Annotated in this window: 4 protein-coding genes; 3 read left to right on the plus strand and 1 reads right to left on the minus strand. The window is 39.9% G+C overall.

Annotated elements, in window-relative coordinates:
• Nucleotides 1-445: 445 nt before the first annotated feature.
• From BHE19_RS22700 to BHE19_RS21845, 3 genes are all read left to right on the plus strand, one after another.
• Complete coding sequence (locus tag BHE19_RS22700; RefSeq protein ID WP_070908859.1) at nucleotides 446-8,884, plus strand: choice-of-anchor L domain-containing protein; 8,439 nt, start codon at nucleotides 446-448, stop codon at nucleotides 8,882-8,884.
• Between the two features lie 153 nt (nucleotides 8,885-9,037).
• A complete protein-coding gene (locus tag BHE19_RS21840) occupies nucleotides 9,038-9,955 on the plus strand; it encodes a PorP/SprF family type IX secretion system membrane protein (protein ID WP_026110108.1) in 918 nt (305 codons plus the stop codon).
• Between the two features lie 11 nt (nucleotides 9,956-9,966).
• Nucleotides 9,967-11,907: an OmpA family protein gene (locus BHE19_RS21845; protein WP_070908860.1), complete on the plus strand. Its 1,941-nt coding sequence runs from the start codon at nucleotides 9,967-9,969 to the stop codon at nucleotides 11,905-11,907.
• Nucleotides 11,908-12,284: 377 nt separating this feature from the next.
• Here BHE19_RS21845 and BHE19_RS21850 read toward each other — a convergent pair whose 3' ends face one another.
• The gene (locus BHE19_RS21850) at nucleotides 12,285-12,797 is read right to left on the minus strand and encodes a CAP domain-containing protein (RefSeq protein ID WP_070908861.1); all 513 of its coding nucleotides are present in this window, start codon (nucleotides 12,795-12,797) and stop codon (nucleotides 12,285-12,287) included.
• Nucleotides 12,798-12,947 lie beyond the last annotated feature (150 nt).

Consider the following 12,947-nt stretch of genomic DNA (forward strand, 5'->3'; position numbering starts at 1 on the left):
TTTACAAAAGAAATTCTAAACCTTTTCATTTTTTTATTTCTGTTAACATTTAAACAAAATTTTAACAGCGAACACCTAAGTCTAAAATCTCCAAAATCAAAAAAAGAAGATTCTCTCTTTTTAGAAAAAAGTGTTCTTCATCTATAAAATCAAGCACTTAGTCGATAGTACTACTATTCTTAAAAAACAAGCTAAATAATTGAATATTAAATATTTAAACTGTTTGCAAAATTCGGTTTTTAATGAAAAATATAAAATTCAGACCCTTTTTCATTTGTCAAAAATGTCTAAAAAAAGTGTTTTTTAACGCTTCCTTTAACAAAAAAAATACACTTCAACGAGTTTTTAGGTTAGTTACGGAGAAAAAAAATCAAAATTAATTACACCTTATAACTTTGGTTTTGTTAAAATATCACAAGCATTTCAAAAAACAAAATCCTAAAATATGAAAACTAAAACTACTCTACAAGAAGTGGGAAATTTCATTAAATGTGGTACCTATTTTTTCCCGTTTCACAAAAATGTTCAACAAGATACCTTTTCCAAAATTAGTTTAAAATCATTTTTAATTTTAATTTTAGGATTAGCCATGTACTCTTCGGCAGTTGTTGCTCAGGAAATTCCTGTTAGATATGGAAATACTCTTCCTTATAGCAAGGCAACCTCAAAGACAGCAAAAACAGCAGCTTCTACAGAGGCCGTTAGTGCATTGGCAGCTGTTGCGGGCTCTATTGATGTCGCCAATCCCTCAACAGGTTATAATGCTTATAGTGCGGATCAGCTTGTTCGTAATATATTAACCTCCGGCTGTTTGACCATCAGTAATGTTCGTTTCGGTTATTACAGAAATAACAACAACAACTGGACCTGGGTCGATCACACCTGGTCTGCTACTGCGGGAGATCGTCAATTGGGTTACTTCAGTAAGGGTACTTCAACCTTTCCAATCGACGAAGGACTTCTTTTATCTACAGGAAAAATTAGCTCTGCCATGGGGCCGAATACCTATACCAACAAATCGGATGCAATGGTAAGTGCAGCAAGTGATCAGGATTTAACTGCCATTTCGGGAGAAACGATGCATGATGCCTCTATATTAGAATTTAATTTTATTCCGGATGGTAATCTTGTAGAATTCAAATTCGTTTTTGCTTCAGAAGAATATCTGGAATACGTAAATACCGATTTTAATGATGCATTCGGTTTCTTTTTAAGTGGTTTTGGAATTACCGGAACTTATACCAATAACGCTATCAATCTTGCACAATTACCAAACGGTGATGCCGTAACCATAAATAACATACATTCTGCCGGAACAAACGTAAATAATGTTGCTTTTCCAGCAAAAAATGCTACCTATTATTCAAACAATCCCCCTGGTTCCACCACTATGGAGTACGATGGTTCAACAGTAGTTCTTACTGCTACTTATGCTGTTACAGCGGGAAAAACTTACAAAATAAAAATGGCCATTGCCGATGCCTCAGATCAACAATGGGATGCCGGTGTATTTTTAAAAGCAAAAAGTTTTGCTACAAACACTTTGGTTATCACTAATCCTGCGCCTGTATGCGTAAATGGAACTGCCGACCTTACTTTACCAGCCGTTACCGCAGGAAGTACTTCGGGGCTAACTTACACCTATTGGCAAGATGCCGCTGCCACTATTCCGTACAATACACCAACTGCAGCGCCAGTAGGAACTTATTACATTAAAGGTCAAAACACACAATCCGGTTGTTCTGATACGAAACCAGTTGTTGTAAGCCAAACTAACATTGTGATAACAGAAACTGCCGCTTCTCATGTTGACGTAAAATGTAAAGGAGGCGCAACAGGTTCTGCAACGGTAACTGCTTCGGGAGGAAGTACGCCTTATACCTACTCCTGGAATACAACTCCGGTACAAACCTCAGCAACGGCTTCTAACTTAGCTGCCGGAACTTACACTGTAACCGCTACTGATTCCAAAGGATGTACTGGTACCAAACAAATCATTATTACAGAGCCGACTGCTGTCTTAACCGCTACCACATCACAAACTAATGCGGCTTGTAATGCAGGAACAACAGGTTCTGCGACGGTAACTCCTGCCGGAGGAACTGCACCTTATACCTACTCCTGGAACACAACTCCGGTACAAACCTCAGCAACAGCTTCTAATTTAGCTGCCGGAACTTATACGGTAACCATTAAAGACGCCAATCTTTGTACCATCACTAAAACTTTCACGATCACGGAACCAACGGCTATAACGGCTACTACTTCGCAAACCAACGTACTTTGTAAATCAGGCACAACTGGTTCTGCAACGGTAACGCCTACTGGAGGAACCGGAGCCTATACCTACTCTTGGTCACCATCCGGAGGATCTGCCGCAACCGCTTCTAACTTAGCTGCCGGAACGTATACTGTGACCATTAAAGATGCAAATCTTTGTACCATCACTAAAACTTTTACCATCACTGAACCTGCAGCTGCATTAACTGCAACTACTTCTCAGACCAACGTACTTTGTAAATCAGATGCAACGGGATCTGCGACAGTTACACCTGCAGGAGGAACCGGAGCCTATACGTATTCCTGGTCACCATCTGGAGGATCTTCAGCAACGGCTTCTAACTTAGCTGCCGGAACGTATACCGTGACGATTAAAGATGCTAATCTTTGTACGATTACTAAAACTTTTACTATCACAGAACCTACAGCTGCATTAACTGCAACTACTTCGCAAACTAACGTACTTTGTAAATCAGATACAACGGGATCTGCTACGGTAACCGTTTCGGGAGGAACAGGATCTTATACTTATTCATGGGCGCCATCTGGGGGATCAGCCGCTACGGCTTCAAACTTAGCAGCAGGAACTTATACGGTAACGATTAAAGACGCCAATCTTTGTACCATCACTAAAACTTTTACTATCACAGAACCTACAGCTGCATTAACTGCAACTACTTCGCAAACCAACGTGCTTTGTAAATCAGATGCAACGGGATCTGCTACGGTAACCGTTTCGGGAGGAACAGGAGCCTATACTTATTCATGGGCACCATCTGGAGGATCTGCCGCTACGGCTTCAAACTTAGCAGCAGGAACGTATACTGTGACCATTAAAGATGCTAATCTGTGTACCATCACTAAAACTTTTACCATCACTGAACCAGCAGCTGCTTTAACAGCTACTACTTCGCAAACCAACGTACTTTGTAAATCAGATGCAACGGGGTCTGCAACAGTTACACCTACAGGAGGAACAGGAGCCTATACGTATTCCTGGGCACCATCTGGGGGATCTGCCGCAACCGCTTCTAACTTAGCTGCCGGAACGTATACCGTAACGATTAAAGATGCCAATCTTTGTACCATCACTAAAACGTTTACCATCACTGAACCTGCAGCTGCATTAACTGCTACCACTTCGCAAACCAATGCGTCTTGTAATTCAGGAGCAACAGGGTCTGCAACGGTAACAGTTTCGGGAGGAACCGGGGCATACACTTATTCCTGGGCACCATCTGGAGGATCTGCAGCAACGGCTTCTAACTTAGCTGCCGGAACATACACCGTAACCATAAAAGATGCAAATCTGTGTACGATTACTAAAACTTTTACCATCACGGAGCCAAGCACAATAACTGCAACTACTTCGCAAACTAACGTACTTTGTAAATCAGATGCAACAGGATCTGCAACGGTAACCCCTACCGGAGGAACCGGAGCCTATACGTATTCCTGGTCACCATCTGGAGGATCAGCAGCAACGGCTACAAACTTAGCTGCCGGAACGTATACCGTGACCATAAAAGATGCTAATCTTTGTAGTATAACTAAAACTTTTACCATCACAGAACCTGCAGCTGCATTGACTGCTACCACTTCGCAAACCAACGTACTTTGTAAATCAGATACAACGGGATCTGCAACTGTAACAGTTTCAGGAGGAACCGGAGCCTATACGTATTCCTGGGCACCATCTGGGGGATCTGCCGCAACCGCTTCTAACTTAGCTGCCGGAACATATACCGTGACCATTAAAGATGCTAATCTTTGTACCATCACTAAAACTTTTACTATCACTGAACCTGCAGCTGCTCTAACGGCTACTACTTCGCAAACTAACGTACTTTGTAAATCAGATACAACGGGATCTGCAACGGTAACCCCTACAGGAGGAACCGGAGCCTATACGTATTCCTGGGCACCATCTGGGGGGTCTGCCGCAACCGCTTCTAACTTAGCAGCCGGAACGTATACCGTGACGATTAAAGATGCGAATCTGTGTACAATTACTAAAACAGTAACCATTACCGAACCTGCAGCTGCTTTAACTGCCACTACTTCACAAACCAATGCGTCTTGTAATTCAGGAGCAACAGGATCTGCAACGGTAACAGTTTCGGGAGGAACAGGAGCCTACACTTATTCCTGGTCACCATCTGGAGGATCTGCCGCTACAGCTTCTAACTTAGCAGCCGGAACATACACCGTAACCATAAAAGATGCTAATCTTTGTACGATTACTAAAACTTTTACCATCACAGAGCCAAGCACTATAACTGCTACTACTTCCCAAACCAACGTACTTTGTAAATCAGATGCAACGGGGTCTGCAACAGTTACACCTACAGGAGGAACGGGAGCCTATACGTATTCCTGGTCACCATCTGGAGGATCAGCAGCAACGGCTTCTAACTTAACAGCCGGAACGTATACTGTGACCATAAAAGATGCTAATCTTTGTTCCATCACTAAAACCGTAACCATTACCGAACCTTCAGCGCCTCTAACCGCTACTACTTCACAAACCAATGTCGCTTGTAATGCAGGAACAACAGGTTCCGCAACGGTAACAGTTTCAGGAGGAACCGGAGCCTACACTTACTCTTGGGCACCATCTGGAGGGTCTGCAGCAACAGCTTCTAATTTAGCTGCCGGAACGTATACGGTAACAATCAAAGATGCAAATCTTTGTACGATTACTAAAACTTTTACCATCACAGAACCAACCGCTATAACTGCAACCACCTCACAAACCAATGTACTTTGTAAATCAAATACAACAGGTTCTGCAACGGTAACCCCTACCGGAGGAACCGGAGCCTATACGTACTCCTGGTCACCATCTGGAGGATCTGCAGCAACCGCTTCTAATTTAGCAGCCGGAACTTACACTGTGACGATTAAAGACGCTAATCTTTGTACGATTACTAAAACTGTAACCATCATCGAACCTGCAGCTGCATTGACTGCTACAACTTCACAAACGAATGTGTCTTGTAATGCCGGAACAAATGGTTCTGCAACGGTAACAGTTTCAGGAGGAACCGGAGTCTATACTTACTCCTGGGCACCATCTGGAGGATCTGCAGCAACGGCTTCTAATTTAGCTGCCGGAACATACACCGTGACCATAAAAGATGCAAATCTTTGTTCCATCACTAAAACTTTTACGATCACTGAACCAACAGTTCTAACCGCTACTACTTCACAAATGAATGTAGGTTGTGGAGGTGATAATACGGGATCAGCAACTGTAAATGTTTCCGGTGGAACTCCAGCATATACTTATTTATGGTCTCCGTCTGGCGGAACAGCAGCTACAGCAAGTGCCCTTACTGCCGGAACTTATACTGTAACGGTTACAGATGCAAACTCTTGTACCATATCTAAATCAGTTACTATTATCGACGGCGATTCTATTAAACCAATAATTGACCCACTGCCACAAACTTCTACTATTAATTGTCCTGCTACACCAGTATTTGCTACTGCCACTGCAACAGATAATAATGGAGTAATTTCATCCTTAACTTACAAAGATGTTATTACACCTGGTGGATGTGCAGGTTCCTATACGCAAACCAGAACCTGGACTGCTGTTGATGCCTGTGGAAATATCTCTCTTCCTGTTAGTCAGGTGATCATTGTACAAGATATTTCTGCTCCTACCTGGTCTACTGCAGCTGCTTCTTTAAACAAAACAATAGAATGTAGCGATACTGCAGCTTTAACTGCCGCACAGGCTTTATTCCCAACAGCTACAGATGCTTGCGACACTAATGTCTCAAACATCGTAAAAGTAAGCGGCGCTTTTGTGGCCTCTCAAGGTTGCGCTAATGCCGGAACGTATACCAATACCTGGACTGTGAAAGACGATTGTGGAAATACTTCTGATATTTTCACTCAGGTGATTACTATTCAGGATACTTCAAAACCAACATGGTCTACACAAACTGCTTCTTTAAACAAAACGATAGAATGTAGTGACACAGCAGCTTTAACTGCCGCACAGGCTTTATTCCCAACAGCTACAGATGCTTGCGACACTAATGTCTCAAACATCGTAAAAGTAAGCGGCGCTTTTGTGGCCTCTCAAGGTTGCGCTAATGCCGGAACGTATACCAATACCTGGACTGTGAAAGACGATTGTGGAAATACTTCTGATATTTTCACTCAGGTGATTACTATTCAGGATACTTCAAAACCAACATGGTCTACACAAACTGCTTCTTTAAACAAAACGATAGAATGTAGTGACACAGCAGCTTTAACTGCCGCACAGGCTTTATTCCCAACAGCTACAGATGCTTGCGACACTAATGTCTCAAACATCGTAAAAGTAAGCGGCGCTTTTGTGGCCTCTCAAGGTTGCGCTAATGCCGGAACGTATACCAATACCTGGACTGTGAAAGACGATTGTGGAAATACTTCTGATATTTTCACTCAGGTGATTACTATTCAGGATACTTCAAAACCAACATGGTCTACTGCAGCTGCTTCTTTAAACAAAACGATAGAATGTAGCGATACAGCAGCTTTAACTGCCGCACAGGCTTTATTCCCAACAGCTACAGATGCTTGCGACACTAATGTTTCAAACATCGTAAAAGTAAGCGGTGCTTTTGTGGCCTCTCAAGGTTGTGCTAATGCAGGAACGTATACCAATACCTGGACCGTGAAAGACGATTGTGGAAATACTTCTGATACTTTCACTCAGGTGATTACTATTCAGGATACTTCAAAACCAACATGGTCTACTGTAGCTGCTTCTTTAAACAAAACGATAGAATGTAGCGATACAGCAGCTTTAACTGCCGCACAGGCTTTATTCCCAACGGCTACAGATGCTTGCGACACTAATGTTTCAAACATCGTAAAAGTAAGCGGTGCTTTTGTGGCCTCTCAAGGTTGTGCTAATGCAGGAACGTATACCAATACCTGGACCGTGAAAGACGATTGTGGAAATACTTCTGATACTTTTACTCAGGTAATTACTATTCAGGATACTTCAAAACCAACATGGTCTACACAAACTGCTTCTTTAAACAAAACAGTAGAATGTAGCGATACTGCAGCTTTAACTGCCGCACAAGCTTTATTCCCAACCGCTACAGACGCATGTGATACTAATGTTTCGAATATTGTAAAAGTAAGCGGTGCTTTTCTAGCTTCTGAAGGTTGTTCTAATGCCGGAACGTATACCAATACCTGGACTGTGAAAGACGATTGTGGAAATACCTCAGATACTTTCACTCAGGTGATTACTATTCAGGATACTTCTAAACCAACCTTTACAGGGGTACTGCCTGCCGATATTACTGTTTCTTGTGATGCAGTACCTCAACCGGCAAATATGGAAGCTTCCGATAATTGTAGTGGTAACTTACCAATTGTTTTCAGTGAAACAAAAAGCAATACTGAAAATCAATGTAGTACAAATTATACTTTAACTCGTAAATGGACCACCAGTGATTGTAGTGGAAATACAATTTCTTACACTCAAATCATAACCGTTAGAGATACTACTCCACCTACAGGAACAGCTCCGGTAAATGTAGCAAATCTGCAAACTATTGCTGATATCCCAGTTGGAAATCCGAGCGACATAACCAATGCTGTGGATAATTGCAGCAGTACGGTAAACATTACTGTAAGTGACGCCAATAATGGAGGAAGCGGTTGTGATGGAAGCCCTTACATCCTAACAAGAACTTATACTTTAACAGATTGTGCCGGTAATAAAACACTACTGACTCAAACCTTTACTGTAGAAAACAAAGTTTCTGTATCCGGAGTTGCTACAAATGTGAACTGTTCGAACGGAAGAACTGGTTCAATCCAGGTAACTAGTAGCCCTGGTTCGACCGTTATCATTAAAAATGAAAAAAATGAAACTGTTGGAAATACCAATTTACCGGCCGGTACGTACACTCTTACAGCAACATCTTCTGTAAACAAAGGAAATCAAGCCTGTACTGCAACTGCCACTGTTACAATCACAGCAACTCCTAATGAAACAACGACTGTTAGCAGTTTAGCCTGTAACGATGATTCAACCATTATTAACTTGTTATCATTGTTACCTGAAAACACTCCTACTAACGGAATCTGGGTAGATAACAGTAATACCAACAGCATACAAGGAAACAATTTTAATCCTTTAGGTCTGGCAATAGGTAATTATACATTCGAATACAAAATACCTGATGCCAGCTGCCCAAGAAGTATTGTACTGAATATGGCAATAAATGATGATTGTAAAGTACTTGCGTGTGGAAGTATAGTAGTCCACAATGCTTTCTCTCCAAATGGTGACGGAATCAACGATGTCTTCACTATAGACAGTATTGGCGATACCACTTGTTATCCTGAGAATGATGTAGAAATCTATAACCGTTGGGGGGTATTAGTATTTGAAACACACAATTACAACAATCAAACCAATGCCTTCGACGGAATTTCAAGAGGCCGAACCACAGTGAAACAATCTGACGGACTACCAACGGGAACTTATTTCTACATTATTAACTACAAATCACTGGACGGAAATAATGTATTACAGAATAATAAAAAAGACGGATATCTTTATTTATCGAAATAAAAAAAGACCATATCTCATTGCATAGCAAGCACATAAAGCAACAATTTACAATTAATTAATAAAAAAATCCTTATTTTTGAATATACAAATGCATAGACTTTTTTACAATTTAAATTGAAAAAAGTAGTACTAATGAAAATAATAAATACCACTATGAGAACAAAATTATTTTTCTTCGTCATTATGTTTGTAACAATTGCGAGCTATGCACAGCAAGATGCACAATTTACGCAATACATGTACAATACCATAAACATTAATCCGGCTTATGCAGGATCGCGAGGAGCTTTAAGTGTTTTTGGATTATACCGCACCCAATGGGTTGGACTCGACGGGGCTCCTGAAACCAGCGCTTTCTCAATCAATAGCCCAATAAATAATAGTAATTTAGGAATCGGAGCCTCTTTAGTAAATGATAAAATTGGCCCAACTAACGAAAACAACTTTTCTGTTGACCTTTCCTATACTGTTCAAACCTCAGCCGATTTTAAACTTTCGTTTGGTATCAAAGGAACAGCCAACCTGTTCAATTTGGATGTCAGCAAATTAAATCCGGAGAGTCAGGGAGATCCACAGTTTCAGGATTTAAACAATAAGTTTTCGCCGAATGTGGGAGCCGGAGTCTATTGGCATTCTGATAAAGCATACATTGGGTTATCAGTACCTAATTTTATCGAAACCAATCGGTACGATGATAATGATTACGCCATTTACAAAGATAAAATCAATTATTATTTAATAGCCGGATATGTGTTTGATCTTGATAGACTTCAATACATCAAATTCAAACCCGCTTTACTGACCAAAATGGTCGAAGGAGCACCGCTTCAGGTAGATGTTTCTGCCAACTTTATGTTCATGGATAAACTTGTGGTGGGAGTTGCCTACCGATGGAGCGCTTCACTTAGTGCTATGGTAGGATTCCAGATTACTGACGGCCTCTATCTTGGTTATGGTTACGATCGCGAAACCACACGTTTAAACAACTATAATTCAGGATCTCATGAGATATTCCTGCGTTACGAATTCTTCAAAAACAATGGTAAAATGACAACGCCACGTTTCTTCTAAAAATAACGATTATGAAAAATTATATACTCCTTTGCTTAACAATTATCTGTTCTTTTTCAGCCGGCAGTTATGCGCAACAATCGAAAATTAATACTGCCGATAAGAACTACGATAATTATGCGTATATCGACGCTATTAAAACCTATGAACGTGTAGCTGATAAAGGATACAAATCGGAAGATTTGTTTAAGAAGCTCGGAAACTCATACTACTTCAACTCTAACTTTGAAGCTGCTGCAAAATGGTACGGTGAATTATTTGCGATGAACACCGTTGTTGAGCCAGAGTATTACTATCGATATGCACAATGTCTGAAATCAAGCGGACAAACCGATAAGGCCAATAAAATTATGACTGAATTTTTGGCTAAATCTAAAAACGACGACAGAGCAAAATTATATGCCGAGGATGTAAACTATCTGGACAAAATCAAAGCCAATTCCGGCCGATACAAAATTGAAGATGCCGGAATCAACTCTAAATACTCCGATTACAGTTCCTATGTTTACAACGGTAAAATATACTTTGCCTCTGCCCGGGATACCGGAAACTTTTCACAACGCAAACACAAATGGACCGGAGAATATTTTACGAATTTGTATTTTGCCGATATTGACCCTCCTGCCAACAGCACAGTGAAAGTCAATAAATTCAAAACCTCTCTTAATACAAAGTTTCATGAGTCTTCTCCCGCCTTTACGAAAGACGGACAAACGGTTTACTTTACCAGAAACAATTATATAAACGGTAAAAAAGGAAAAGATGACAACAAAATTACTTTAATCAAAATATACAGAGCCACTCTTGAAAACGGAAAATGGACCAACATAACCGAACTTCCTTTTGACAGTGATAATTACAGTACGGCACATCCTGCACTTAGTCCTGATGAGAAAACACTGTATTTCGCCTCAGATATGCCCGGAACAGTGGGACAATCTGATATTTACAAAGTAAGTATCAATGGCAATGGCAGTTATGGTACACCTATGAACTTAGGTAAAGTCATAAATACACAAGGAAAAGAAACATTTCCGTTTGTTACCAGCGATAATGAAATTTATTTTGCTTCTGACGGACATCCCGGGCTAGGCGGTCTGGACGTTTTTGTAGGCCAAATTGAAGATAACGGAACCATAAGCAATATTCAGAATCTTGGAGCAGATGTTAACTCGCCTAAAGATGATTTTGCCTACATTATTGATCCTGCATCCAGAAGAGGCTATTTTAGCTCTAATAAAGATGGCGGACAAGGTTCTGATGATATCTACAAATTTCTCGAAACAAGAAAACTGCAATGCATACAAGAGCTAAACGGAATCATTACAGACTCTGAAACCTTAGCTGTCTTACCAAACACAAAATTAACCTTGTATGACAATCTGGGTAATATAAAAAACACGACTATTTCAGATGCAACCGGTTTTTACAGTTTCCCTGTTGAATGTGGAAAAACGTATAATGTAAGAGCAGAAAAAGAAGAATATACAACCAAAGAAATCAATATTACCATTGGAAAACTAACCGGAAAAACCAGTCTTCCTATTGCTTTGGATAAATCCGCCTGTAAAGTCACTATTGGCGATGATTTAGGAAAATGTTTTGGTATCAAAATGATTTACTTTGATCTGGATAAATCAAATATCCGTACAGAAGCTGCTCTGGATTTAGAAAAAATACTTGATGTGTTAAACAGCCATCCAACGATGAAACTTGATATTCGTTCCCATACAGACAGTCGTGCTACACATCGATACAATGAAGCCTTATCCGACAGAAGAGCTAAATCAACGATTGCATGGCTCGTTAAAAACGGAATCGCTAAAAACAGACTAACCGGAAAAGGATATGGAGAAACCCAACTGGTAAATGGCTGTTCTGATGGTGTACCGTGTACAGAAGAACAACATCAAATGAACAGAAGAAGCGAATTTATTATCACAGCCTTGTAAAAAACCAAATTCAAATAATTCTAAAAAAACGTAATATTTTAAACTCTAAAATTCCAAATTCCAAAAACAGATTAAACACTGATTGGAATTTGGTTTTTTTTTAAAACTTGTAAATAACTCCCTTAAAATTCCGTTTTCGTGAAACGAACCTGTATAATTCGTCTTCTTTATTTATTTCGGATTAGGCTTTACACAAACCCTAGTTTTCGTCACTCATAGCGTTTAACCTAATGCTTTGTTTAGACTCTTTGAGAACAACTAACCCACTTTTACATCAGTACACCTTAAGGACTAATTTCATACATAGTCCAAAAAAAATCGTTGCAATTCCCTGAATTGCAACGACCAATAAAAAACTAACCAGTCCAATATTTTTTCTACATCTTCACAAAGATGTTAGTATAGTATTTCTTTCCGGTATTAGGGTCAATCGAAACTGACAAACCAAAATGAGTATAGTCTCCTTCAATATTTGCCTTGTGTCCGGGACTATCCAGCCAGGCTCTTAAAGCAGCCTCAGAAGTTTTATAATTGTAAGCAACATTTTCGCCTACTTTTTTAGCACCTAAAACACTCATGATATTATTCGAACGTGAAGTAAAATCATTATGATCAACCACATTGTTTGCGATCATGTATTTGTTGTGTTCTTCGCACTTAAATGAAACGTGATTGATTCCTTTCAAAGTATTCAAACCAATACTTACCCGATAATCATTGATAAGTTTCATCGATTCGATTTCAGAATCATTGTAATTGTAGTTAGCAACGACAGCCTCGGCTGTAGCAGGGCTTTCGCTACCCTCTGCGCTGTCCGCTGAACAGGAGCTCATTGCAACAAGTAGGGCAACTATTGCAACGAACCTCATGTTACGCATCATCTTTTTCATAATGACATAGTAGTTTAATTTTTAAAGTAGATGTTGGGGCAAATCCTTTAAATATTTATTAAAATAAATTGACTTGTTTCTTTCTCAAACTTATTCAATTTATCGTTAAACTACAAATAATATCGATAAAATACGCAATAATTTCACAAT

Origin of the sequence: Flavobacterium tructae, assembly GCF_001853485.1 — a bacterium.
GTDB classification, from domain to species: Bacteria; Bacteroidota; Bacteroidia; order Flavobacteriales; family Flavobacteriaceae; genus Flavobacterium; species Flavobacterium tructae.